Annotated in this window: 23 protein-coding genes; 8 read left to right on the top strand and 15 right to left on the bottom strand. The window is 72.2% G+C overall.

Annotation, left to right across the window (positions count from 1 at the left end; genetic code table 11):
• Positions 1-7: 7 nt before the first annotated feature.
• Positions 8-2,608 (bottom strand): LuxR C-terminal-related transcriptional regulator, encoded by a 2,601-nt coding sequence (locus tag N553_RS20715; protein ID WP_156043664.1) that lies wholly within the window; start codon positions 2,606-2,608, stop codon positions 8-10.
• A gap of 113 nt (positions 2,609-2,721) precedes the next feature.
• Here N553_RS20715 and N553_RS0102490 point away from each other — a divergent pair, with 113 nt between their 5' ends.
• Positions 2,722-3,285 carry an NADPH-dependent FMN reductase gene (locus tag N553_RS0102490; RefSeq protein ID WP_028045223.1) on the top strand — a complete coding sequence of 188 codons (564 nt, stop codon included), beginning with the start codon at positions 2,722-2,724 and terminating at the stop codon, positions 3,283-3,285.
• Between the two features lie 271 nt (positions 3,286-3,556).
• The gene (locus N553_RS0102495) at positions 3,557-5,959 is read left to right on the top strand and encodes a carboxypeptidase regulatory-like domain-containing protein (RefSeq protein WP_028045224.1); all 2,403 of its coding nucleotides are present in this window, start codon (positions 3,557-3,559) and stop codon (positions 5,957-5,959) included.
• Positions 5,960-5,997: 38 nt separating this feature from the next.
• On the opposite strand, the gene N553_RS0102500 is transcribed toward N553_RS0102495, so the two are convergent.
• Genes N553_RS0102500 through N553_RS24050 form a run of 4 tightly spaced genes read right to left on the bottom strand, consistent with a single transcriptional unit; the run spans position 5,998 to position 9,564 of the window.
• A complete protein-coding gene (locus tag N553_RS0102500; protein WP_231505140.1) occupies positions 5,998-7,221 on the bottom strand; it encodes an ABC transporter permease in 1,224 nt (407 codons plus the stop codon).
• Entirely contained in the window at positions 7,218-7,922 is a 705-nt protein-coding gene (locus tag N553_RS0102505; protein WP_028045226.1) for an ABC transporter ATP-binding protein, read from the bottom strand. The genes N553_RS0102500 and N553_RS0102505 overlap by 4 nt, the downstream gene beginning before the upstream one ends.
• Positions 7,919-8,962: a peptidoglycan-binding domain-containing protein gene (locus tag N553_RS20720; RefSeq protein WP_051639773.1), complete on the bottom strand. Its 1,044-nt coding sequence runs from the start codon at positions 8,960-8,962 to the stop codon at positions 7,919-7,921. Before N553_RS20720 ends, N553_RS0102505 begins: the two co-directional genes overlap by 4 nt.
• Positions 8,959-9,564: a hypothetical protein gene (locus N553_RS24050; protein WP_156043665.1), complete on the bottom strand. Its 606-nt coding sequence runs from the start codon at positions 9,562-9,564 to the stop codon at positions 8,959-8,961. The genes N553_RS20720 and N553_RS24050 overlap by 4 nt, the downstream gene beginning before the upstream one ends.
• A 168-nt stretch (positions 9,565-9,732) precedes the next feature.
• On the opposite strand from N553_RS24050, the gene N553_RS0102520 reads away from it, so the two are divergent.
• The gene (locus N553_RS0102520) at positions 9,733-10,395 is read left to right on the top strand and encodes a response regulator transcription factor (protein WP_028045227.1); all 663 of its coding nucleotides are present in this window, start codon (positions 9,733-9,735) and stop codon (positions 10,393-10,395) included.
• Positions 10,392-11,570, top strand: a complete 1,179-nt coding sequence (locus tag N553_RS20730; protein WP_051639775.1) for a cell wall metabolism sensor histidine kinase WalK — start codon at positions 10,392-10,394, stop codon at positions 11,568-11,570. Before N553_RS0102520 ends, N553_RS20730 begins: the two co-directional genes overlap by 4 nt.
• On the opposite strand, the gene N553_RS24920 is transcribed toward N553_RS20730, so the two are convergent.
• The 3 genes from N553_RS24920 to N553_RS0102540 form a co-directional block, all read right to left on the bottom strand.
• The gene (locus N553_RS24920) at positions 11,530-11,748 is read right to left on the bottom strand and encodes a DUF2510 domain-containing protein (protein WP_028045228.1); all 219 of its coding nucleotides are present in this window, start codon (positions 11,746-11,748) and stop codon (positions 11,530-11,532) included. The genes N553_RS20730 and N553_RS24920 overlap by 41 nt on opposite strands.
• A 101-nt stretch (positions 11,749-11,849) precedes the next feature.
• Positions 11,850-12,782, bottom strand: coding sequence for an NAD-dependent epimerase/dehydratase family protein (locus N553_RS20735; protein ID WP_051639776.1), 933 nt, complete (start codon positions 12,780-12,782; stop codon positions 11,850-11,852).
• A complete protein-coding gene (locus N553_RS0102540; protein ID WP_028045229.1) occupies positions 12,779-13,432 on the bottom strand; it encodes a MerR family transcriptional regulator in 654 nt (217 codons plus the stop codon). The genes N553_RS20735 and N553_RS0102540 overlap by 4 nt, the downstream gene beginning before the upstream one ends.
• Before the next feature lie 53 nt (positions 13,433-13,485).
• Between N553_RS0102540 and N553_RS0102545 the strand changes: the two genes are divergently transcribed.
• On the top strand, positions 13,486-14,286 hold the full coding sequence (locus N553_RS0102545) for a class I SAM-dependent methyltransferase (protein ID WP_028045230.1): 801 nt from the start codon (positions 13,486-13,488) through the stop codon (positions 14,284-14,286).
• Positions 14,287-14,289: 3 nt separating this feature from the next.
• Here N553_RS0102545 and N553_RS20740 read toward each other — a convergent pair whose 3' ends face one another.
• From N553_RS20740 to N553_RS0102560, 3 genes are all read right to left on the bottom strand, one after another.
• A complete protein-coding gene (locus N553_RS20740) occupies positions 14,290-15,471 on the bottom strand; it encodes a hypothetical protein (RefSeq protein ID WP_051639777.1) in 1,182 nt (393 codons plus the stop codon).
• Positions 15,472-15,578: 107 nt separating this feature from the next.
• A complete protein-coding gene (locus N553_RS20745; RefSeq protein ID WP_231505142.1) occupies positions 15,579-16,211 on the bottom strand; it encodes a VanZ family protein in 633 nt (210 codons plus the stop codon).
• On the bottom strand, positions 16,208-16,909 hold the full coding sequence (locus N553_RS0102560; protein WP_028045231.1) for a M15 family metallopeptidase: 702 nt from the start codon (positions 16,907-16,909) through the stop codon (positions 16,208-16,210). Before N553_RS0102560 ends, N553_RS20745 begins: the two co-directional genes overlap by 4 nt.
• A gap of 87 nt (positions 16,910-16,996) precedes the next feature.
• Here N553_RS0102560 and N553_RS0102565 point away from each other — a divergent pair, with 87 nt between their 5' ends.
• Positions 16,997-17,677, top strand: a complete 681-nt coding sequence (locus N553_RS0102565) for a response regulator transcription factor (RefSeq protein ID WP_028045232.1) — start codon at positions 16,997-16,999, stop codon at positions 17,675-17,677.
• 7 nt (positions 17,678-17,684) lie between these two features.
• Positions 17,685-18,779 carry a HAMP domain-containing sensor histidine kinase gene (locus N553_RS0102570; RefSeq protein ID WP_028045233.1) on the top strand — a complete coding sequence of 365 codons (1,095 nt, stop codon included), beginning with the start codon at positions 17,685-17,687 and terminating at the stop codon, positions 18,777-18,779.
• Between the two features lie 17 nt (positions 18,780-18,796).
• On the opposite strand, the gene N553_RS0102575 is transcribed toward N553_RS0102570, so the two are convergent.
• The 4 genes from N553_RS0102575 to N553_RS0102590 are packed head-to-tail and all read right to left on the bottom strand — an operon-like array spanning position 18,797 to position 22,935.
• Complete coding sequence (locus N553_RS0102575; protein WP_156043667.1) at positions 18,797-19,783, bottom strand: glycoside hydrolase family 43 protein; 987 nt, start codon at positions 19,781-19,783, stop codon at positions 18,797-18,799.
• Complete coding sequence (locus N553_RS0102580) at positions 19,780-20,640, bottom strand: carbohydrate ABC transporter permease (RefSeq protein ID WP_028045235.1); 861 nt, start codon at positions 20,638-20,640, stop codon at positions 19,780-19,782. Before N553_RS0102580 ends, N553_RS0102575 begins: the two co-directional genes overlap by 4 nt.
• A complete protein-coding gene (locus N553_RS0102585; RefSeq protein WP_028045236.1) occupies positions 20,637-21,623 on the bottom strand; it encodes a carbohydrate ABC transporter permease in 987 nt (328 codons plus the stop codon). The genes N553_RS0102580 and N553_RS0102585 overlap by 4 nt, the downstream gene beginning before the upstream one ends.
• A complete protein-coding gene (locus N553_RS0102590) occupies positions 21,616-22,935 on the bottom strand; it encodes an ABC transporter substrate-binding protein (protein ID WP_028045237.1) in 1,320 nt (439 codons plus the stop codon). Before N553_RS0102590 ends, N553_RS0102585 begins: the two co-directional genes overlap by 8 nt.
• Positions 22,936-23,154: 219 nt before the next feature.
• Between N553_RS0102590 and N553_RS0102595 the strand changes: the two genes are divergently transcribed.
• Entirely contained in the window at positions 23,155-24,159 is a 1,005-nt protein-coding gene (locus N553_RS0102595; RefSeq protein WP_028045238.1) for a LacI family DNA-binding transcriptional regulator, read from the top strand.
• The last annotated feature ends 49 nt before the right edge of the window (positions 24,160-24,208 follow it).

The raw sequence follows: 24,208 nt of genomic DNA on the forward strand, positions 1-24,208 counted from the left end.
CCAGCGGTCAGCGGACGTCGATCGCCAGCGCTTCGGCGAGCTCCGAGCGGCGACGTGTGCCGAGCTTGGCGCCCGCGCGGTACAGGTGGCCCTCGACGGTCCGGACGGAACACGTCAGGCGGTCGGCGATCTGCTGGTTGGTGAGTCCCCTGGCCGCAAGGAGGACGATCTCGCGCTCGCGGCCGGTGAGGGGCACCGGCTGCGTCAGCTCGGCGAGGGCAGGCGTCCGGACCCCACCGCACGCGCCGGAGAGCCGCATCGCACGGCTCGCGCAGCGCCGTGACCGGTCAGCGAGACCTTGCCGGGCGAAGGCGACCGAGGCCTGCGCCGCTGCGTCGACGGCAGCAACCCGGTCGCCGATCTCTTCCAGACGGACCGACGCATCCTGCAGGCCGTCACCGTCGTGAGCCGCGAGCGCGGCGGCGTGTGCAGCGGTCGCGGGTGCGCGAGGTCCCTGGACGTCGTTCGCGCGTCGCAGGAGGCGGTCGACGACGGACGTGTCACCGAGGCAGACGGCAGCGTGCAGCGCAGCCACCTCGTACCCGTGCTCGTGCCGCGACGCCGCGAGGTCGGCGGCCTCCACCGCGAGCGCGACCGCCTCCGTCGTCGAGCCCTCGGCACTCGCGACGCGGGCGCGGACGAGCAGGCGCTCGGGCTCCAGGAACGCGCAGGCCGGCGGCCACCGACGATCGGCCTCCACCAGCGCGGCCTGGGCGTCCTGCACCCGTCCGACGAGTGCGAGCGCGTCCGCGAGGCCGAGCGAACCGTGGGCGGCGAACCCGGACGTGTCGGTGTCGCCGAGTGCGGCCCGAGCCTCGTCGAAGCACCGGATGCTCGTCGGGAGGTCGCCGACGGCCCGCGCCGCGTGGCCGCGCAGAACCTCCGCGTAGAACATCGCGGGCCCCGGGATGTCGGCGCCGATGCGCGACCGGGTCTCGGCGAGTGCCGCGGCTCCGGACACGTAGCCGGCGAGCCTCAGGGCGATCAGGTGGAAGTACGCGAGCCCGAAGCACGGCACCGCGGCGTCGGAGCTCTCCGCACCGGCCGCGTACGCGCGGTCGGCCGAGTCACCGATCTCGTCGGCACGACCGAGCAGTCCGAGCCCGCCGACGAGACCGAACGACGCGAGGACCACCGCAGGGTCCGGGAGGAACGGTGCGGCGAGGGCCGATGCGGCGACGTCCACCGCACGCTTCGGCTCTCCTAGGTGGACGAGAATCGCGGCATCGAGTGAGTCGAGCACCGGCGGGATGCCCTCGGGGACGCCCGCCCTGGCCGCGTCCAGGACGTGCCGAGCGTCGTCGGGCCTCCGCAGCGTGTAGAAGAGGTTCGCCACGCGTTGGAACGCGGCCCTCACCTTCTCGACAGGGTCGCTCGCCGTGTCCTGCGCCGCACGCATCTGCACGTCCGCCGCAACGCCGTCGTCCAGCCAGGACAACGCGTTGCCGAGCAGCATGTGGGCGCCGAACCCGCCGCCGGCCTCGAGCGCCGCCCGGGCGAGACCCGATGCGAGCGGCAGGTCGAGCATCCGCATGGCCGTGGCGGCCGCCCGTTCGAGCTCGAGCGGATCGAGAGCCACATCAGCGTCGAGGGAGAGCACCGCCCGCACCATCGACGAGCGGTCGTCCGTCGCGTCCATCGCCTCGGCGATCTGGCCTCGGAGGCGCCGCGCCCGGAGCTCCCCCATGCCGGCGCGGAGCACCTCGCCGTACAGCGGGTGCGCCAACCGGACCACCTGCCGGCCCGCCGCATCCGTCTCCGCCCGGACGAGCCCGCGCTCCTCGGCGACCTCGACCGTCCCCAGGTCGACGAGACCCGTCAGGTCGGCCAGCCCGATCGGGTCGCACAACGCGAGCACGTCCGCCGCGGTACGCACGGGCTCGGCCAGGTCCCCGATCCTCGCGGCCACGAGGTCGCGCAGCCCCGACGAGACCGCCGGCGTTCCACGCCAGAGCCACACGTCGTCGTGCCGCGCGAGCCGGCCGGCGGCCCGCTCGTCCTCGACCAGGTGGCGCAGGTAGAGGCTGTTGCCGCCGCTCAGGTGGAACAGCCGGCGCACGGTGTCGTCCGCGACCAGGTCACCGAGCACCGTGTCCAGCACCGCGCCCGTGTCAGCCATCGTCAGTGCGGGTACCTCGATCCGGTCGATGAGGCCGTCGCGCCAGAGGACCTCCACGGCCTCGGGCAACGGCTCACCGGCGCGTGCCACGACGATGAGCGAGGCAAGCCCCTGTGCCGCCAGCTGATGGACCACGAAGGCCGACTGGTCGTCGAGGAGGTGCGCGTCGTCGATCACGAGCAGGACGCGACCCGTGCCGTCGCCCGACGCCAACGACCCCGCGATGTGCCGGACCATCTGCAGCGGATCCGTGCCACCGGGTTCGACGAACTCCGCGAACGCGCCGAGCGGCAGCGCCCGGCAGGACGCCGTCGCCGTCACCCAGCGAACCGCCGTCGAACGAGGGGCGTCGTGCGCCGCGGTGCGGGCGAGAGACGTCTTGCCCACACCGGCATCACCGATCAGCAGCGCCCCGCGCGACGTTCGGAGCGCAGACGAGATGCCGCGCAGCTGCGTCGCGCGGCCGACCAGACTCCACGCCTGGGCCACGAGCCGAGCGTAGTGGGCCACCACCGGGCCGCACACGGCCCGCCGCTCGCGTTGCTCGGCCCCCCGGCCGTCGATACCGTCGAGAACACTCCTCCGGAAGGCAGGTGGCCGTCGTGACCTACAAGGTCGGGTACTTCGTGGGCAGCCTCTCGTCCACGTCGATCAACCGGACGCTGTCCAAGGCGCTGATCCGCCTGGCACCGGACGACCTGGAGTTCACCGAGATCCCGATCCGTGACCTCCCGCTGTACAGCCAGGACTACGACGACGACTTCCCGCCCGAGGCTCGGGCGTTGAAGGAGGCGATCGCCGGCGTCCAGGCGGTGCTGTTCATCACCCCGGAGTTCAACCGGTCCATCCCCGGGGCCCTCAAGAACGCCCTCGACTGGTCGTCGCGTCCCTGGGGGCAGAACTCGCTCGACCACGTCCCGGCCGGGGTGATCGGGATCTCCGTCGGCCAGATCGGTACCGCCCTGGCGCAGCAGAGCCTGCGCGGGGTGCTGAGCTTCGTCAACGCCAGGCAGATGACCGCTCCCGAGGCCTACCTTCGCTGGGCGCCGGGCATGTTCGGCGACGACGGCGAGGTCCTCGTCGAGTCCACAGCCGAGGTCCTGCGCAACTACATGGCGGAGTTCCGCGAGCACGTCGTCCGCGTCCTGACCGTCCTGCCGAGGTAGGTCCGCCGGGTCCGTCCGGGAGATGACCGAGCGGGCGCACCCTGCGCGGCCCCGCTGGGCTGGGCGCAGCACCTCGGCCGGTCGGCCGTCGCCGCGCTGCTCGACGGCCTCTGAGCTGCTGCGGTCGGTGCTCAGGAGCTGAGCGTGCTTCTGCGCTTCACCCGAGCGGGTGAACACGCGCCGACGCGACACACGGGAATGGTAGGAACCGGTACATTTCCCCCGCGCCGCGGGCTGTCACGGGGCACTGGACTCGCTGGGGGTAGCCGCAATGAAGCCGTCGTCGTCCCATCCCGCCGCGCGTAGGCTCGCAGGCCTTCTCGCCGCGCTCGCCCTGATGCTGGGCCTCGGTGCGCTCGTCCCCGTGAGTGCGGTGGCCGACGTCGGCATGGGGGCGTTCGCGATCTCCGGCACGGTCACGGACGACACCGGCGCTCCCGTGGCGGACGTCAGCGTGCAGGTCTCCCCGGGCGGTCAGGTCACGACGGACGCCGCCGGCCACTACACCGCATCGGGCCTGATGCCGGGCTCGTACACCGTGACGTTCGTGCCGCCGCCGGCCAGCGGGCTGCTCGGCGAGGCGTACGACAACGTTGCCTTCTGGAACCCGACGCAGGTGGCCGTGAGCGACGCGGACGTCACCGGCATCGATGCGGTGCTCGACCACGCCGGCACGATCAGCGGGAAGGTCCTCGACACGGACGGCGGTCCCATCGCCGGCGTCGCGGTACAGCTCCAGTCGGTCGCCTTCGTGTACGCCTCGACGACGACGGGCGCTGACGGCACCTACACGGCCGGCGGTCTGCGTCCGGGCGACTGGCGCGTGTCCTTCACCGCGCCCAACGGCTCGGCCTGGGTCTCGGAGCTCTACGACGACGCGCACACCCCCGAGACCCAGACCGTCGTGCCGCTTGCACCGGGCGCCTCGGTCACGCTGCACGACGCGGTGCTCGCCCGCGGCGGGACGATCTCGGGCCGGATCCTCGCGCCCGACGGGACGCCGCGCGCCGGCATCGAGGTGTACGCCTCCACGGACTCCGGCAACGGCGGCGGTGCGACCACGGGAGCTGACGGCGCCTACACGATCACCGGCCTGGCGGACGGCGACTACCTCGTGAACGCCCAGTCGGACTGGGGCGCCAACCTCGTCGGCGTCGTCTACCCCGGCACCACGCACTGGGCCGACGCCGAGCACGTGCACGTCTCCGGGGCCGCCCCCGTTCTGCTCGGTGACATGACCCTGGTCGCCGGCGCCTCCATCACCGGCACGGTCTTCGGTCCTGACGGTGCGCCGCTCGCCGGTGCGACGGTCTACGCGCTCTCGCAGGACGGTCAGGACGGGTCGTCGACGGGCAGCGACGGCACGTTCACGATCAAGCTGCTGCCGCCAGGCACGTACCAGGTCATGGCCAGGAACTGGTTCGACGCCCCGGTCAAGATCGTCCGCACGTACTACGCCGCGACGCCCGGTGAGACGCGGGCGAGCCAGTCCACGCCTGTACCTCTTGCAGCCGGCGGGGCCGCGGAGGGCATCGACATTCACGCCGCTGCTCAGGGCTCTGCGCAGGCGACGGTGGTCGCGACCGTGGCGCACGCTCCAGTCCTCGGCGAACCCTTCACGATCGACGTCACCGTGACCGGCGCACAGGGAGTTCCCACCGGTTCTGTGTGGGTGGGCTCCACGGGGGCGACCGAGATCGTCAACCCCTACGCCGACGCCGACCTCGACGCCTCGGGGCACGCCACCTTGTCCTTCGACGCGGTCGACCAGGGCACGTACCCGGTGGTCGACGTGTACTACGTCGGAGACGCCACCTACGCCCTGGCGGCCGCACAGGTCGACTACGTGCCTGGTGCCGAACCGCCGGCGATCACGTCCCTCGCTCCCGCGTCGGGCACGGTCCTCGGAGGCGAGCACGTGGCCATCACGGGCACCGGGTTCGGCCCGGACAGCACGGTGACGTTCGGCGGCGTCCCGGCGACGGTCGCTGTCGAGTCGCCGACGTCGCTGGTCGCCACCGCCCCGGCGCACGCGGCCGGGCCGGTCGACGTGGTCGTCACCACCCAGGGTCAGCCGAGCTCGCCGGCCACGTACACCTACCAGAAGGTCGCGTCGAGCCTGACGCTGACCGGCCCGACCGGGTCGACCACCGCCGGTTCGAACGCCACGTTCACCGCCACGGTCGGCAGCGCCGGTGGGGTACCGGCCGGCTCCGTCGCGTTCGCGGTCGACGGTGGCTCTGCGGTCTCGGTCCCGCTCGTCGGCGGCACCGCGGCCTTCAGCACATCGGCCCTGGCCGCCGGTGCGCACACGGTCGTCGCGACGTTCGCCGGCGACGCCACCTACGCCGGGTCGACGGCACAGGTCAACCACACGGTGACCCGTCCGGCCACCGGCACGCTGCCCGTCGTCGACCGCGCCACACCGAGCATCGGCCTCACAGCCGGCGGGACGCTGACGGTGCTCACCGGCAAGAACTTCGTCAAGGGCAAGACCGCGGCTTCGTTCGGGGGTGCGACGGCGACGAAGGTCACCGTCCTGAGCAGCACCCGGGCGCTGGTCGTCGTGCCCAAGCACGCGGCGGGAACCGTCAAGGTCACGGTGACCACGCCGGCCGGGACCTCCGCAACCTCGGCGCGGTTCACGTACGTCGCCTGCCGCGGCCGACACTGACCTGGGCATGAGAAGGGCCGCCGGACCAGCGGCCCTTCTCATGCCGTCCGCAGCGCCTCCGTGGGCGGCACCCGTGCAGCCCGGAGCGCCGGGTAGAGCCCGACGAGCGAGCCGATGACGAGTGCACACGCGAGCCCCGCCGCGACGGGCCGCCAGGGCACGATCAGTGCCCAGCCCTGCGAGGCTGCGAACGCCCAGGTCACGGCCACGCCGAGAACGGCACCGGCGAACCCGCCGAACAAGGACACCAGGACCGACTCGACGAGGAACTGACCGCCGATCGACCCCCGGGTGGCACCGAGCGCTCGGCGGACCCCGATCTCCCGCCTCCGCTCGAGCACCGAGACGACCATGACGTTCGCGATGCCCACGCCACCGACGAGCAGCGCCACGGCGCCGAGCCCGAGCGCCAGCAGGGTGAACGAGCGGTTCGCGGCGTCCTGTGCGGCGAGCGCATCGGACGGCCGGGACACCCGGACCTCGTCAGGAGCCGAGGGGTTGGCTGTGCGGCCGAGGACCGTCCGCGTCGGGACCACCTGGGCAGGATCGACCCGGACGTAGACGCCCGACGGCGGCAGGTCGCCGTCGAACAGCTCGTGCGCCACCGAGGTCCCGATGATCGCCGCCTCGTCGAGCTCCGAGGCGAGGACCACAGGATCCAGGACGCCCACGACCGCATAGGGCCGGCCGTCGATCCACACGTCGACACCGCCGTCGAGCGGGCCGATCGCGAGGCGCCGGGCCGCCGTCGAGCCGAGCACCACCGCCGGGTACTGCGCGGTTGCCGCGTCGAGCCAGCGCCCCTGCGCGACGGTCGCCGCAACGGTCTCCGGGAGGTCGAGGTCCGCCGCGACGACCCCGATGCCGCTCGTCTCGCTCTGCGGGACCCGGTCGTTGCGGCGGACGGTGGCGTCGAGCTTGCGCACCGCGGACGCCGAGGTGACCGTGGGGATCCGGGCGATCATCGCGACGGACTCGTCGGGCAGGGTCGCATCGTCCCCCAGCAGCCCCTGTCCCGGTGCGACGGTGAGCAGGTTGGTGCCCAGCTGGTCGAGCTGGGCCTGCAGGTCCGCGCGCGACGACTCGGACAGGCCGAGCACACCCACCAGCGCGGTGATCCCGATCGCCACGCCGAGCGCCGACAGCGCAGTACGGCCCTTGCGGACCGTGAGCCCCCGACCGCCGAGCCGCAGCCGGTCACCGACCGACATGCGCCGGACCACGGGAGCGGCGGGTGAGGCGGCGAGCCGCGTCCCGGTCACGAGAGCACCGCACGCGACGGCGCGGGGCACGTGTCGTGCTCCACCTGCCCGTCACGCATCGACACCACACGGGGCAGCCGGCCCGCGACGTGCTCGTCGTGCGTGACCACGACGATCGTCGAGCCGTCCTCGTGGAGCGTGTCGAACAGGTCGAGGACGGCAGCGCCCGACGCCTGGTCCAGGTTTCCCGTGGGCTCGTCGGCGAGGACGATCGCCGGCGCGTGCACGAGGGCGCGCGCGACCGCGACCCGCTGGCACTCTCCACCCGACAGCTCGGCCGGGGTGTGGGACGCCCGGGCACCGAGCCCGACCCGGTCGAGCGCGTCGCGCGCACGGCGCAGCCGCTCGCCTCGGCGGACACCCTGGTACAGCAGGCCGTCGGCGACGTTCTCGAGTGCGGACCGTCCGTCGAGCAGGAAGAACTGCTGGAACACGAAGCCGAGGTGCACCGCGCGGACCCGGGACAGGGCGGCGTCCGACATCGTCGTCACGTCGTCGCCCGCGAGCCGCACGCTGCCGGTCGAGGGCCGGTCGAGGGCGCCCATGATGTTCAGCAGCGTCGACTTTCCTGAGCCGGACGGCCCGACGACGGCCAGGTAGTCGCCCGCCTCGATGCCCAGGTCGATGTCGTGCAGCACCGTGAGCGCGGTCGGACCGCTGCCGTACGTCTTGGTGACGCCGTGCAGCTCGAGGACCGTCATGGCGTGACCACCACCTCGTCGCCCTGTGCGACGTCGTCGCCCGACACCTCGACGGACGTGCCCGCGAACGCGCCGGCGGTCACCGGGACGTACCGCGTCGATCCGTCGACCAGCACCTTCTCCAGGCCGTACCCGCCGCCCGACAGCGCCACGAGCGCGGTCACCGGCACGACCAGCACGTCGGTTGCCGCGACCTGGTCGAGCTTCACCTGGATCGGCGCTCCCTCGAGGAGCCCGCCGACGGCGTCGCCGGCGGTGGAGATCGAGACCGAGAGCTGCTGCTGGTCGTCCACCGTCACGACCTCCGCCTGCGTGATCGTGCCGTCGGTCACGCTCCCGTCCGGGAGGGTGAGGTGTGCCGTCGCGCCCACGGGTGCGAGCGAGGCCTGGCTGGTCCGCAGGTCGCACGAGACCAGCTGCTGCGTGGATCCGACGCCGATCACGGGCATGCCGGGCTCGACCGGCGCACCGAGGTCGGCGAGGTGCTCGGCGACCCGCAGGTCGTCGGGCGTGAACACCACGTCGCCGAGCGGGACGGTGCCCGTCTGCGTCAGGCCGAGCGACTTCTGCCAGCGCTTGACCGCGGTCGTCGTGACCGCCGTCCAGTCGTCGTCGACCGTCAGGTGGAGTCCCGTGGTGTGGCCCAGGTCGACGAGCGCCTGCTCGAGCTGCTGCACGTCGGCACCGTCCGCGGACGACGGGCCCAGCGGACGCCACGCGGGCTCTGCGCCCGCCAGGCGGACGACGGGCCGGGTGTCGACGGCGTAGAGCATCTGCCCCTGGCCGACGGTGGAACCGGTGTCCGCGAGCGCTGTGAGCGTCCCCTGCGTGCGCGCCTCCAGCGGTGTCGTGGTTCCGTGGCCGAGCTCGCACGCGGTCGTGGTGCTCGACGTGAGGTCGGCGCGCTGGACCGTCGAGGTGGAGCGGGTCGCCGTCGGCGAGGGGTCGGATCCGGGGTCGGCCGGCGCGCCGCACCCGGCCAGGAGCGCGCCGAGCGCGAGCACGGCGAGGGCCGGGACGATCCGGCTCGGCGCGGTCATCCCTCGCCCCCGCCTGTGCTGCCACCGTCCGGGAGCTCGAGCCCGACCTCGTGGGCGCACTCGGTCATGTCCTTCTCGAACTGCGGGTCACCCGGCACCGGGTCGCCGGGCTGCGGATCCTGGCTCCTGCCGAACTGCTGCTTGACACCACCGTCGCTGTCGAAGACGGGGTCGGACACGTTCCACCCCCGGTCGCGCAGGCACGTGGCCTGGTCGAGGAACACCTGCTTCTCGTCCTCGGTGAGCTGCCGTCCGCCCCCGTCCTGCGACTCGGCCATCTCCTGCCACTTCTCGCAGGCGCTGTCGGCGGCCTCCATCTTCTCGGGACCGATCCCCTCGCCGTTGAGGGTCAGCCTCCCGTCGACGGGGTCGGGCATGTCGACCCCGTGCTCGCGCATGCAGCGCGCGTACTGGATCAGCGCGTCCTCCGGGTCGAGCGAGGCGGTGGGCGACGCCCCCGCGGTGGTCGGTGCCGTGGCACCCGAGGCTTCCGGCAAGGCGGAGCGGGCCGGGTCGGCGGAGCAGGCTGCGACGACGAGCAGGACTCCCAGGGCCACGAGAGCGGCGGCTGCGCGACGGGGGTGGCGGTGGACGGTGATCATGGTCGGCTCCTCGGGTTCGACGACGTGCTGCGGACCGGACGACCCCCAGCCCATCGCCGCGACGGTTCCGTCAGCGTTGGCTGCCGGAGCCGTCGGACGCCCCGCCCTTACGCTGGCTGAACACGACCGGTCCGATGCTGCGCCAAGGGATGGCGACGGAGGTTGCGCGTGCGGGTGCTCGTGGTCGAGGACGAGGAGGTCATGGCCGACGCCCTGGCGCGCGGTCTACGGCGTGCTGGGTACGCCGCGGACGTCGCCGTCGACGGCGGGGCGGCGCTCGAGCTGGCCGGGATGAACCGGTACGACGTCGTGCTGCTCGACCGTGACCTCCCGGTGATGCACGGCGACGACGTGTGCCGCGCACTCGTCGACGCGGGCACGTCGTCGCGGATCCTGATGCTGACCGCGGCCGGCGGCCTGGAGCAGAAGGTCGACGGCTTCGCGCTCGGGGCCGACGACTACCTCGCCAAGCCGTTCGCGTTCGCAGAGCTGCTCGCCCGCGTCCGGGCGCTGGCGCGACGCACCGCCCCCGCCCAGCCCCCGGTGCTCGTGGCGGGCGGTCTGCGTGTTGATGTGGCCCGCCGCGCCGTGACGCGTGACGGGCGGCAGGTCGATCTCACGCTCAAGGAGTACGGCGTCCTCGTGGAGCTGGTACGGGCCGACGGTGCCCTCGTGTCGGCCGAGGAGCTGCTCGAACGTGTCTGGGACGAGAACGCGGATCCGTTCACCAACGCGGTGCGGGTGACGATGGTCGGTCTTCGGCGCAAGCTCGGGGACCCGCCGGCGATCGACACGCTCCGAGGTGCCGGCTACCGGCTGGTCGTGCGGTGAGCCGGCGCTCGCTGAGCGTCCGGTGGCGGCTGACGCTCTTCTACACAGCGGTCGTCGCGATCTCCGGGGCGGTCCTGCTGTTCCTCGTCTACGGCCTGACCCAGGGGCAGGACCGGTCCCAGCGCGTGAGCTCCACCCTCTACCCGGGCGACGGCCCGGCTGCGGTCCGTCTGCTGGAGGGCACGACCATCGAGGAGGCTCGCGATCAGGCCGCCGGGTCGACGATGGCGCAGCTCGTGCACAACGGGTGGCTCGCCCTGCTCATCGTCACCGCCGCGTCCATCGGGATCGGCTGGCTGGTTGCCGGCCGGGTCCTGCGGCCCGTGCACGTCATCACCGCTCGTGCGCAGACGATCTCAGCGGACTCCCTCGACGAGCGGATCGCGCTCGGCGGCCCGCGGGACGAGCTGCGCGAGCTCGCCGACACCTTCGACGCGCTGCTCGGCCGGGTGCAGCAGACGGTCAGCTCTGAGCGTCGGCTCGTCGCGACGATGTCCCACGAGCTGCGCACACCGCTCGCCAACCAGCAGGCCGCCCTCGACGTGGCGCTCGCGGACCCGGACGCCGACGCGGTGGAGCTGCGGGCGGCGGCGTCGACCGCCCTGGACCAGAGCCGCCGGGCGGCGCGCACGATCGACGCGCTGCTCATGCTCGCCCGCGCCCAGTCCGGGCAGGCGGGGCGACCACCCGTCGACGTGGACCTGCGAGCCACCGTCACGGACGCGGTGGACCAGGTCCGCAGGCCTGACGACGGCCTCACGTGGGAGGTGGATCTGGACGAGGTCACGGTTCCCGGCGAACCGGTCCTGATCAGCCGCGCGGTCACCAACCTGGTGCACAACGCGGCCCACCACAACGTGCCGGACGGGCAGGTCTCGGTGGCGTTGTGGCTCACCCCGGGCGAGGCTCACGTCGTCATCCAGAACACGGGGCCCACCGTGCCCGCGGACGCGGCCCCTGACCTCGTGCTCCCCTTCAGGCGGCGGGCCGACGACCGGACCGGCGCCGACGAGGGCGTCGGGCTCGGACTGACCGTGGTGCGCGCTGTCTCGGACCATCACGGGGGCCGCCTGACGCTGACCCCTCGGTCGGGCGGCGGTCTCGTCGTGGAGCTGGTCCTCCCGGACCCTGCGGTCAGAAGGCCGACGTCACCGCCACCGACAACGGCACGTTGATCCCGCCCGGGGTGAACGGCTTGCCCGGGGTCGACGGCTCCCACGGCGGGCGCTCGTACCGGACGACCGTGGGCTTGTCGGGATCGACCAGGTAGCCCGTCCACCGGGCACCGTCCCAGTACCGCTTGCGTGACGGCTGCTGGGGATCGGGGTACCAGTTGGCTGGGGTCGTAGACACATCTCGACCGTACAGCGGCGGTGGCCCGTCGGGACAGGACCGAAAGGCCCGACCGGACGCGACCGTCGTCCGGGTCGCGGCGTCCGTGAGAGCGTGCCCCGTCACGCGGGCTTCGCGGTCGCCCGCGCGGCAGCCAGCGAGGCGGCGATCCCCACGTCGTACGGCGTCGGTGCGACGTCGAACGTCCGCTCGAACTCGCTCGAGTCGAACAGGTACGGCGCCGTGTACTGGTAGGCCATCTCGAGCGTCTCGCGGGCGGGGGTGCTGAACAGTGCACCGATCCGCATGGTGGTCATGCTCATGGTCGTGCAGCGTCCCCCGGCGATCGCGACGTACTCCTGACCGGTGAGGGCGGGGGCGGTCGGGACGTGCCACACCCGACCGCGTGCGCGGTCGTCGGTGCCGAGGACCGCGAGCGCGTCGGCGATGTCGGGGACGTACGTCAGGGAGTGCGGCTGCGTTGCGTCGAAGAACCAGGTCGCCTTCTTGCCGGCGACGATCCGGTCGATCGCGAACGTGGTGAAGACGCTCGTCGTCGCCCCGGGTCCGTAGAAGTCCGCGCTGTGCGCGACGGTCTTGACCAGACCTCGCACCTCCGCGGCCTCGTCGAGGGCGTGGAGCACGGCGGCTCGCGCCCACCCCTTGCGCGTCGACGGCCGCAGTGGCAGGTCGGGGGTGATCGGTCCGTGGAACGGGCCGTAGGCGTAGACGTTGTCGAGGACGACCAGGTGCGTGCCGTGCGTGAGCGCCGCCGCGATGGTGTTGCGCGCGACCAGCGGCCACTGCTTCTCCCACACCCGAGCCGAGTACGGGAGGCCGACGACGAGGTAGGCGACGTCGGCGCCACGCAGGGCACGGTCGACGTCGTCCGCCTCGAGCAGGTCGGCGGTGACGGAGCGCACGTCGCCCCTGCTCGAGGGTGCGCGGCCCACCGAGACGGTGTCGTGGCCGCGGTCGAGCAGGGCGCGGACGGTCTCACGACCGACGACGCCGTTCCCGCCGAGCACGACGTGGGTTCCGGTGGGGTGCGTCATGACGGGTCCTCGTCTCGTGGTGTGCCGGGTACGGGAAACAGCTCGGTGGTGGCGTCCTGCTGGGCCAGGCGGCGCAGTCCGGCGAAGAGGGGGTCGCCCAGGACGGTGCCGACGACCATGAGCTCTGCGACCCGGTCGGTCTCGGAGCGCGTGGTCAGGGCGTGCAGGTCGGCGGCGGCCGCGCGGGCGGCGGCGGCGGCGTACGCGTCGAGGTAGCCCGGCGGCGGGTCGAACCCGATCCCCCGGAACCCGTCGAGGGCCCGCGCGGCCGTCTCGATACCGGGGTTGTCGTCGGTGGTCACCCAGCGGTGCTCGCGCGCGAGCCGACGCACGCGCTCACGTGACTCCTCGCTCGGGGCACCACCCGCTGTCCGGGAGGCGCTGATCGCGTGCTGCGCGACCGCGAACGTCTCGGCGAGCGGGGCGTCGGGAGCGTCGAGCACCGCGATGACCTCCCGCGCCGCCGCGACCGAGAGTCCGCCGGTCTCGAGCAGCGCACGGACGAGCCGGACGCGCGTGACGTGCGCGTCGTCGTACTCGACCTGGTTCGGGTGCGAGCGCCGACCCTCGGGGATCAGACCTTCGCGCTGGTAGAACTTCATGGCGGACAGTGGGATCCCGGCACGTCGACACACCTCGGATATGCGCACTATCCGATAGTGACACTATCCGATCGTCGTGGCAACGCCTTCAGGAGACGACGATGAACGAGACCGGCGCGCAGCACTGGGTGGCCCATCGCGACCACTACGACCGCATGTACGCGAAGTTCCAGGCCGCACTGCTGTCCGCTGCCGCGATCCGCCCCGGGGAGCAGGTGCTCGACGTGGGCTGCGGGTACGGCACCACGACCCTGGCCGCGGCCGAGGTCGCCCGGCCGGGCACCGCCGTCGGGATCGACGTCTCCCCCACGATGCTCGACCTCGCACGCGCGCGGGCCGTCGGCGTGCCGAACGTGACCTTCGTCGAGGCCGACGCGCAGGACCACCGATTCGCACCGTCGTCGTTCGACGTCGCGCTCTCCCGGTTCGGGCTGATGTTCTTCACGGACCCGGTGGCCGCGCTCGCGAACCTTCGGCGCGCCACGCGGCCCGGCGGGCGCCTGGCGTTCGTGGCGTGGCGGTCGCTCGCGCGCCAGCCGTGGCTGTGCGTCCCGGGCACCGCCGCCGCTCGCATCGTCCCGGTGCCCGGCATGGAGACCCGCGACGGGCCGGGCATGTTCTCCTTCGCCGACCCCGACCGCGTGCGGTCCCTGCTGACCGCCGCCGGATGGACCGGTGTCGAGCTGGCGTCGGTCACCGAGAAGCTCCCGGTCGGGGACTCCCCCGAGGACGCCGTCGCGTTCCTGGCGAGCGGGACGCTCGGCCGTCGGCTCCTGGACGGCTCCGACGAGCAGACGCAGGCCCGTGTGCTCGCCGAGGTGCGTGCAGCCCTGGCCCCGCACACCCGGGGCGACGGCGTCCGCCTCGGCGCGAGCGTCTGGCTCGGCCAGGCACGGGCCTGACCCTCAGCGTCCGAGCACGCCCGCTCGCTCACGTGGGCCGACCGCCCCGAGGCGACGCTCCGCCCGCGGGAAGACGACTGCGCCGAGGCCGAGCAGCGGTGCGACGAGCGCGAGCGCCGCGGTGAGCCCGAGGGCACCCGCCACGAGGCCGATCATGCCCGGACCGACGAGCACGCCCGCGTAGACGAAGACCGAGAGCCGCGCGACCGCCAAGGTGCTCGGATCACGACGGCCGGTCTCCGCATAGGCGATGGGGACCAGGGCCGCGCCCCCCAGTCCGAGCAGCGCGAACCCACCGACCGCCGCGGCCGGTCGGGGCACGAGCACCGCGGCGGCCAGACCCACCGCACCGACAAGAGACCCGACCCGGAACAACCGGGCATCCCCCAGCGCACCCCGCAGCCGGTCCCCACCGAGCCGGCCGACGGTCTGCGCCGCGGTGAACGCGGTGGTCGCCGCGGCGGCCAGGGCGAGCGGCGCACCGCGCACCTCGTGGAGGAACACCCCGCTCCACCCGAGCGCAGCGCCCTCGGCCACCATCAGGATGACCCCGACCAGCGCGACACGGACGAGCGCAGCCGACCATCGCGCCGGCGCGGGCGACTCCGGCCCGACCGTGGCCGGCCCGTTCCCCGGGAGTCGGGAGCCGGCCAGGACGGCGATCGGGACCGCGAGAGCCGCAGCAGCCGCGAGATGGACCGTGGTCGGAGCTCCCGCTGCGATGCTCGCCGTGCCGGCGAGCATCGCGGTCGTGGCGCCGACGCTCCACGCCGCATGGCACCCGCTGAGCATCGGCCGCCCCAGTCGCTGCTCCGCACCGACCGCCGTCGCGTTCATCGCCACGTCGAGGGCGCCGTTCGCAGCGGCCACCAGGACGATCGCCACGACGTAGCCCGGGATCCCCAGCGGAACACCGAGCACGACGACGGCGAGCGGGAACGCGACGACTGCGACGCGGGCGACGACCGACGGACCGACCCGGCGCAGCACCGGCGCCACGGACCGCATGGTCACGATGGCGACGACGCCGAACAGGACGCTGAGCAGTCCGTAGGACGTGTCGTCGAGCCCGCGCTCGACCTTCAGCGTGGGCGACCGGACCAGGAAGCCGCCGAAGGACAGGCCACTGACGAGGAACAGGGCAGTGGTCGCCCAGCGCTCGCTGCGGGTGATCGCGATGCTCATGAACCCATGACGCACGAGCAACGCCGCACACGACAGGACGGCGCGATCTGGGTGTCAGTCCACCGCCGACCTGGTCGTGGGTACTGCGACGACCGCGTGCTGCTCGGTCAGGGTCGTCCGCGATCGTCGGACGGCAGGCATGGGACGGAGGCGGTGGGATCGCACCTGACGTCCTCGGGCGGTCCGTAGCGCACGGGTGTGGCGACGACGACCGCGCTCGCGAGCACGGCGAGCAGCGTCCCGACCGCGCAGAGCCGCATCGCGGCGCACCTCGGGAGCGTGCCGCGGACCAGGGCGAGCCCGGCCAGGCCCCCGGCGGTGTTGACGATGACGTCGGTGGTGTCGGTGCTGCCGACGGCCAGGACGTACTGTCCCGTCTCCAGCGCCAGACTCGCGGCGGCCATCACGCCGGCGGCCTTCCACCACCGCCACGTCGGCGCGAGAAGGCCTAGGTAGAGACCGAAGGGCACGAAGAGCACGAGGTTGGCGGCGACGTCGAAGGGCGTGCTCGCACCCGCGCCCGCAGTGGATACGAACGGCATGAGCTTGACGATGCGCTCTCCCGGCTCGCCGACCCACGGGACCTCGAGCTTCCACAGCACCACCCACGCGAGCAGCCCGAGGTAGACGACGAAGAGCACGACCAGGTAGGCCGGTGCGCGGGCCGCGCCAGCCTCCTCGCCGGCCGAACCGCTCTCGGTCGTGTGGACAGAAGTCGCGGGGTCGAACGTGCGGGTCACTGCTGCATCCTCGGATCGTGCGTCGGGTCGGCGTACATGGCAGGGCATCCGGCGTCGACGGCGTCGGGGCGCAGCTCGTAGTGCCACGGCTCGTTGCCGTAGATCTGGCACAGCCCGTACTGGGCTCCGTGCTCCGCGAGCCACGCGGTGGCGTCCCAGCGCCCCACGTCGATCGCGGCACCCTGCACGTGAGGGGAGGTGTCTGACGTCGCCACCCACCGGGCCGCCTCCTGCTCCGAGCCGTACTGGACGACCGCGTCGCGCAGGAGCTGGTCCTGGAACGCGCGGGAACGCCAGCCGCTGTTGACGTAGAACGTGATCCGCTCGTCGGCGGCATCGGTCGCGGCCTCGCGGACCGCGGCGAGCAGGTCGGGATCGAGGTTGGCCACCGCAGGGACGCCGTCGTCGAAGACGGTCACACCGTCGGCGACGGCGCCGTCGGAGCCATCGGCGCCGACCAGACCAGGATCGTCTGCGACCGGGTCGTCGGCCGACGGTGGCGCAAGAACAGGCGCATCCCTCGGGAGCTGGGCCACCGCTGCACGGCTGGGGGCGTCGGGTGCGGCCGATGGCGACGTGGCCGCCGACGGCTTGCCGCCGAAGACCGCGACCGAGACGGCGGCGACCGTCGTGACGACGACCGCCAGGGCGACGGGGACGGCGGGTCGGGCTTCGCGCGCTGGTGGGGTACCGAACATGACCTCAGGGAACGCGGCTCACTGTTGCCGTCACGTATGCAGTTCGCGATATCCCGACGATAAGTCCCGGCTCGTAGAGTCGAGAGAGTGCGCGTGCTGATCGTCGACGACGAGCCCTACCTGGCCGAGGCCATCCGCGACGGCCTGCGCCTCGAGGCGATCGCCGCCGACATCGCCGGCGACGGCGACACCGCACTGGAGCTGCTGGGCATCAACGCCTACGACATCGCGGTCCTCGACCGTGACATCCCGGGGCCGTCCGGGGATGCGGTCGCCGCGCACATCGTCGCCTCGGGGAGCGGTATGCCGATCCTCATGCTCACGGCGGCAGACAGGCTCGACGACCTGGCCTCCGGGTTCGAGCTCGGTGCCGACGACTACCTCACCAAGCCGTTCCAGATGCGCGAGCTCGTGCTGCGGCTCCGGGCGCTGGACCGTCGCCGAGCCCACCACAGACCGCCTGTGCGCGAGGTCGCGGGCCTGCGGCTCGACCCGTTCCGCCGTGAGGTCTTCCGCGACGGACGGTACGTACCGCTGACCCGCAAGCAGTTCGCGGTGCTCGAGGTGCTCGTCGCCGCCGACGGAGGCGTCATCAGCGCTGAGGAGCTTCTCGAGCGGGCGTGGGACCAGAACGCCGACCCGTTCACCAACGCCGTGCGCATCACCGTCTCGGCGCTGCGCAAGCGGCTCGGCGAACCGTGGCTGATCACCACGGTGCCCGGAGCCGGCTATCGCATCGACGCGGACGCCGGCGTCGCACGTGACTAGGTCGCAGGTGACCAGGGACCCCGGGCCGAGCGTCCGCCTCAAGCTCACCCTGAGCTACGCCGCGTTCCTCATGGTGGCCGGCGTCCTGCTCCTGGCCGTGGTGTGGGTCTTCCTGCTGCGCTACGTGCCCGACGGGCAGAGCCAGGGTGTCCCCGGCCTTCCAGGCATCCCGAGCCGGTGGAGCCCGAGCCGCGACGACCTCGTCCGCGCCTTCGTTCCCAAGGTGTCGTGGGCGCTCGCGTTCCTGCTCCTGTTCGGCCTGGCGGGCGGGTGGGTGCTCGCCGGCCGCATGCTCGCACCGCTGGGCCGGATCACGGACGCGACCCGTGTCGCGGCGAGCGGGTCCCTCTCCCACCGCATCCGGCTGCCGGGCCGCGCCGACGAGTTCCGTGAGCTCGCCGACGCCTTCGACGCCATGCTGGAACGGCTCGAGGCGCACGTCGCCGAGCAGCGGCGGTTCGCCGCCAACGCCTCCCATGAGCTGCGGACCCCGCTGGCGACCACCCAGGCGCTCCTCGAGGTGGCCCGCAGCGACCCCGGCCGGGACCAGGTCGAGCTCATCGAACGGCTCCACGCCGTGAACGCCCGAGCGATCGACCTGACCGAGGCGTTGCTCCTGCTGAGCCGCGCCGACCAACGGTCCTTCACGCGCGAACGGGTCGACCTGTCGCTGCTCGCGGAGGAGGCCACCGAGACGCTCCTGCCCTTTGCGGAGAGACGCGGGGTGACCCTGGAGACCTCCGGTGACATCACGCCGACGGTCGGTTCGCGTGCCCTGCTGCTGCAGCTGACCACGAACCTCGTGCACAACGCGATCGTCCACAACCTTCCAGGCGGCGGCAGCGTGTGGGTCAGCGCGGCCGCGGGGCCGGGGTCGGTCGTGCTCACGGTCGAGAACACCGGTGAGTCACTGGCTCCCGGGCGGGTCTCGACCCTCACGGAGCCGTTCCAGCGTGGCACCGAACGGGTGCACAGCGACCATGCGGGCGTCGGCCTGGGCCTCGCCATCGTGCAGAGCATCGCCCGGGCGCACGACGGGACGCTCACCGTCACGCCGCGGCCCGGTGGGGGGCTCCGCGTCGCGGTGCACCTGCCTGGGTGACGTCCCTGCGCCCGCGCTCAGGACGGGCGTGTGGGCGCGGGCCAGCCGTCGGTCCAGGCGAGCGGTGCGAGGTGGAGCGCGCGGTAGATGTAGAGCTCGTCCCACCCGTGGAACACGAGGGTGTCCCCGTCTGCCGAGCTCACCACGTCCTGGCCGCCCGGCCCGCGCACCGCACCGTCCCAGGTGTCCGTGGTCAGGACCGGTTCCGACTTCTTGGTGTAGGGGCCCAGGAGCGACGCCGAGCGTGCCGCCCCGATCGCGTAGTCGTCGCCTCCGTAGGCGTTCGCCGAGTACAGGAGCACGTACGTGCCGTCGTGCAGGACGAGCGTCGGCGCTTCGACCAGCTCGCCTTCCCACGCAAGGTCCTGGCGCAGGAGCCGCGTCGGCTCGTCGGCCAGCGACAGCCCGTCGTCGGACAGCCGGGCGATCTCGATCCACGTGTCGAGCGAGCAGCAGTTCCCGTCCGTCTTCCACAGCAGGTAGCGAGCGCCGTCGGCGTCGGTGAACGTGCTGGGGTCGATGGCCCCGCCCTCCTCCACCGGGCACACGAGCGGTTCGGCACCCGCGGGCACGAACGTCCCGTCGGTCGTGGGGCTCGTGGCGACGCCGATGCACTGACGGCCGGAGTCGGTGTGCTCGGCCGTGACGTACATGACCCACGAACCGTCGGGCCGCGGCGAGACGTCGGGTGCCCATGTCCGACCGGGCGACGCCCAGGCCGGGAGCGTGGGAAGCGCGTCCCGGGACTGCACCTTCCACGTCGAGAGGTCGGGGCTCGACGCCACCCGGATGTTCAGCCCGGACGTGCCGGTGCCGAACGCCAGCCAGCCGTCGTCCACCGCGACGACGTCGGGGTCCGGGAAGTCCTCGTCGACGACCGGTGCGACAGCAGCTGCGTCGGAGGAGGACGGGGTCGGGGCGCCGGTCGGCTGGGCCGGCCCGCACGAGGCCAGCGCGACGCACGCCGCTGCGACGGCCACGACCCGGACCGACCTGCTCCTCACCCCTTGACCGCCGCACCGGTGACCGAGTCCACGATCTGCCGCTGCGCGATGCCGAACAGCACCAGCACGGGGACCGAGGCGATCACCGCCGCAGCCATGACGATCGCGAAGTGCGTCCGGTAGGCGCCCTGCAGCATGGAGAGCCCTGGTTGGAGCGTCATGTGCTCGGGTGAGAGCAGCACGTACACGGGCCACAGGAAGTCGTTCCAGTTGTTCAGGAACGACAGGACCGCCAGCGTGGCCAGGGCCGGTCGTGCCAGCGGCAGCACGACCTGCAGGAAGATCCGGATGTCGCCCGCACCGTCGATGCGCGCGGCCTCCTCGATCTCGACCGGGAGCCCGACGAAGAACTGCCGAAGGAAGAAGATGCCGAACGCACCGGCCGCACCGGGCACGGTGATCGCCAGGATCGTGTCCAGCCAGCCGAGGTTCTGCACGATCAGGTAGTTGGGGATGAGGAACACGACCGGCGGGACCAGCAGCGTCGAGATGATCAGGCCGAAGATGATCTTCTTGCCCGCGAACTCCATCCGCGCGAGCGCGTAGGCGCCCATCGACGCGGTCACCAGGATCAGCACGGTCTGGACGGTCGCGGCCGCGAGCGAGTTCCACAGCCAGAGCAGGATCGGCTGCTGACCGCTCGCGAGCGTCCGGTAGGCGTCCAGGGACACCGGACTGGGCGGCGAGTAGGGGTTCCGGATGGCGTCGGCGTCCGTCTTGAACGACGTCAGAAGCATCCACAGCAGGGGCAGCACGATGGCGAGCGCCAGCACGCCGAGCACCACGTACAGGACGGTCTTCGCGGCGATCCGGCGCCCGGAGCGCGGTCGACGCACGGCGATGGCGGTCGCGCTCATCGGGTGCCTCCTTTCTCGACGCGCTCGCGCTGGAGCCGGAAGTTGACCACGCTCACCACCGCGAGGAACGCGAACAGCACGTAGCTCATGGCGGCCGCGGGGGCCATGTTGTTCTGGGAGAGGCCCTGGTCGGCGATGTACATGATCGCGGTGCGGGTCGCGTTGCCCGGGCCCCCGGTGGTGAGCAGGTACGCCTGGCCGAACATGTTCGCGGAGGCCAGCACGGTCGTCGTCGTGATGAAGAGCGTCACGGGTCGCAGGCCGGGCAGCGTCACGTTCCGGAACGACCGGACGGCGCCGGCGCCGTCGAGCGCAGCGGCCTCGTACAGCTCGGTGTTGATGCCCTTGAGGCCGGCCAGGAAGATCACGGTGTTCAGTCCGGAGGTCCACCACACCGTGACGCCGACCAGCGAGACCCACACCCACGGCACGTCCACGGTCCACGGGATGTCGGACTGGATGCCGATGCCGTGCAGCAGGTGGTTGAGGACCCCGGACTGCGTGTCCAGCACGTACCCCCAGATCAGCCCGACCACTGCGACGCCGAGCACGTACGGCGCGAAGAACACCGTGCGGAACGCCGACGCGGCGCGGATCTTCTGGTTGAGCAGGATGGCGACGAACAACGGGACCACGACGAGGAACGGGACGCTCGCCACCACGAAGATGGCGGTCGCGCCCATCGACTGCCAGAAGTCGCCCGAGGTCGTGGTGCCAGCGGTGAACAGGTCGACGTAGTTCTGCAGGCCGACGAAGTGCTGCACGTCGCGGAAGGGGCTCCAGTCCGTGACGCTGATCCACAGACCGAACACCGCCGGCGCCAGCACGAACATGGTGAACAGCACGAGGAACGGCGCGAGGAACAGGTACGCGGTCAGCGTCTTGCGCCGACGGCGGGCCGGGCTGACCACCCGCCGCGGGCCGTGCCCCCCAGCGCTGGTGCGCTGGGGGGCGACGGTGTCCGCGGCGACAGAGTCAGTCACCGTACTTGGTCCGGTTCTGCTCGAGGATCTGGTCGGCCTTGGCCTTCGCGTCGTCGAGCGCCGCCTGCGGCGACTTCTTGCCCGTGAGGGCCTCGTTGATCGCCGTGGTGATGAGGTTGTTCGCCTCGTTGATGCCCGGCGAGACCGTCTCGTAGTGCGCGTACTCGAGCTCGTCCATGAACGGCTTGAGGTTCGGGTACTTCTCGAGCAGCGCCGGGTCGTCGCGCACGGAGTTCGCTCCGGGGAGCTCGCCCGTCTCGGCCCAACCGGCGGAGTTGTCGTTCATCCACTTCACGAACGTGGCGGCCGCGGCGGTCTTGTTCTCGTCCTGGCCCTTGTTGGCAGGGAACGCCCAGTGCGTCGAGCTCGACCAGACAGCCTTCTCGGAGCCGATCTGCGGCACCGGCGCCGCCTCCCACTGAAGGCCGTCGAACGCGGTGTTCGTCGTCTGCCACACGCCGTTCCAGTTGAACGCGGTGTCCCCCGCCAGCAGCGCCTTGATGTTGCCGTCCTGCGCGACGTTCGCCGGGCTGAAGCCCTGGTCGACGAGGCCGGTCATCCAGGTGAGCGCCTGCACGCCGGCGTCGGAGTTGAACGTCGCCTCGGTCACGTCCTCGTTGTACAGCTCGCCGCCGAACTGCCACAGCAGGCTCTCGAACTCGAACGTCCCGGTGAACACGTAGCCGTCCACCCACTCGCCCTGGACGCCCGCGTCCTTCAGAGCCGTGAGCGAGGCCTCGTAGGAGTCTTTGTCCGTGGGGATGTCGGTGACGCCGCCCTGGGAGAGGACGTCCTTGTTCACGTACAGGCCGAGCGGCGTCACGCTCCAGGGCACCGCGTACTGGGCGTCCTTGTAGTTGCCCTTGTCGAAGACGCCGGGCGGGAAGTCGTCGGCGGAGTAGCCGAGGTCGTCGACGATGTCGTCGGCCTGCAGGAGCAGGTTCTGCGCGGCGTACGTCGCGAGGTCGTCGCCGTGCAGCACCACCACGTCAGGTCCCTTGCCGGCCTTGATCGCGAGCGGCAGCTTGGCCGAGATGTCACCCCACTCCTGGGGGACGGCCTTGACGGTGATGTTGTCGTGCTCGGAGTTGAACTTGTCGATGAGCTTCGGCACGAGTGTCGGAGCGGCTCCGCCGGTCCAGCCGTGCCAGAACGTGATGTCGACGTTCGGGCCGTCGTAGGCGCCACCACCGACGCCGCCACCGCCCGAGCCGGAGCCCGAGTCGGAGCCGGAACCGGAACAGGCAGCCAGCGCGAGGCTTACCGAGACGGCGATGGTGGCACTGAGTCCCCTGACCACGGACTTCCTCATGCAAACTCTCCCTTGAGTCGAGGTGTGCCGTCGCCCTGCCTTGGACGGCGACACGTGGCCGGTGGGCCTTCCGGAAACTTTACAGCGCTGGAAACTGGCCGGTCAAGAGGGAGCAGGGGGCCGCCGGTCACGTGCGGGCCACGGCGTCCGCCGACGGCCCCGCGCCAGTACTGTGGGCCCGCGAGCGCCAGGGCGGGCGCGTTGCTCAGGGAGGTTGCCATGGGCCAGGTGCGGCTCCAGGACGTCGCCGAGCACGCGGGCGTCTCCATGAAGACGGTCTCCAACGTCGTGCGGGACGCGCCCCACGTGTCCCCGCGCATGCGCGAGCGGGTGCAGAAGGCCATCGACGAGCTCGGCTACCGCCCGAACATGATGGGGCGCCGGCTCGCCACGGGGCGGACGTCCCTCATCGCGCTCGGCTTCGCGGACGTCGCCATCCCGTACTTCGCCGAGCTCTCACGCGTGGTGTCCCGCGTCTCCCTGCAGCACGGCTACCGCGTGCTCCTGGAGGAGACGGACGCGACGCTCGACGGCGAGCGGGCACTGGTGGCGGCCTCGGAGTCCGGGCTCGTCGACGGCATGCTGTTCCAGCCCAGCGTCATGAGCTCGACCGAGATCGCGCGGCACCGGACGGAGCTCCCGCTCGTGCTGCTGGGCGAGACCGCCGCTCCGCTGACCGTCGACCGCGTGATGATCGACAACGTGCTGGCCGCGCAGGAGATCACGCGGCACGTGCTCGATGCGGGGCGGCGCCGGGTGGGGTTCGTCGGGCACGAGCGCTCGGGGCTCTCGGAGACGTCCCGCCAGCGCATCGCCGGCTACCAGCAGGCCCTCGAGGACGCCGGCATCGCGCCGGACCCAGCACTGCTCATCGCCACGGCCGAGATCTCGGCCGTGGGTGCCGTCCGGGCCGTCGGGGAGATGCTGGACGCCGGCCTGGTGGTCGACGCCCTCGTCTGCCGCGACGACCTGGCCGCGATCGGGACGTTGCGGGCGTTGCACGAACGAGGCATCCGGGTGCCGCACGACGTCGCGGTGACCGGCTGGGACGACATCCACCTCAGTGCGGTGACGTTCCCGAGCCTCACCACGGTCTCGCCGGACCTCGAGGCGCTTGCCGAGCGCGCGGTCAGCATGCTGCTCGAACGGATCGGCGGCTTCGACGGGATGGGTCGCCACGTGGTCGTGCCGCATCGGGTCGTCGTCCGGGAGAGCGCTCCGTAGCGGTCACCGGACGGCTGATTTACAGCGCTGCAATTGTGCGGCATGCTGA

It is taken from the genome of Cellulomonas sp. URHE0023 (assembly GCF_000688475.1).
In the GTDB taxonomy this organism is placed as follows: domain Bacteria; phylum Actinomycetota; class Actinomycetes; order Actinomycetales; family Cellulomonadaceae; genus Cellulomonas.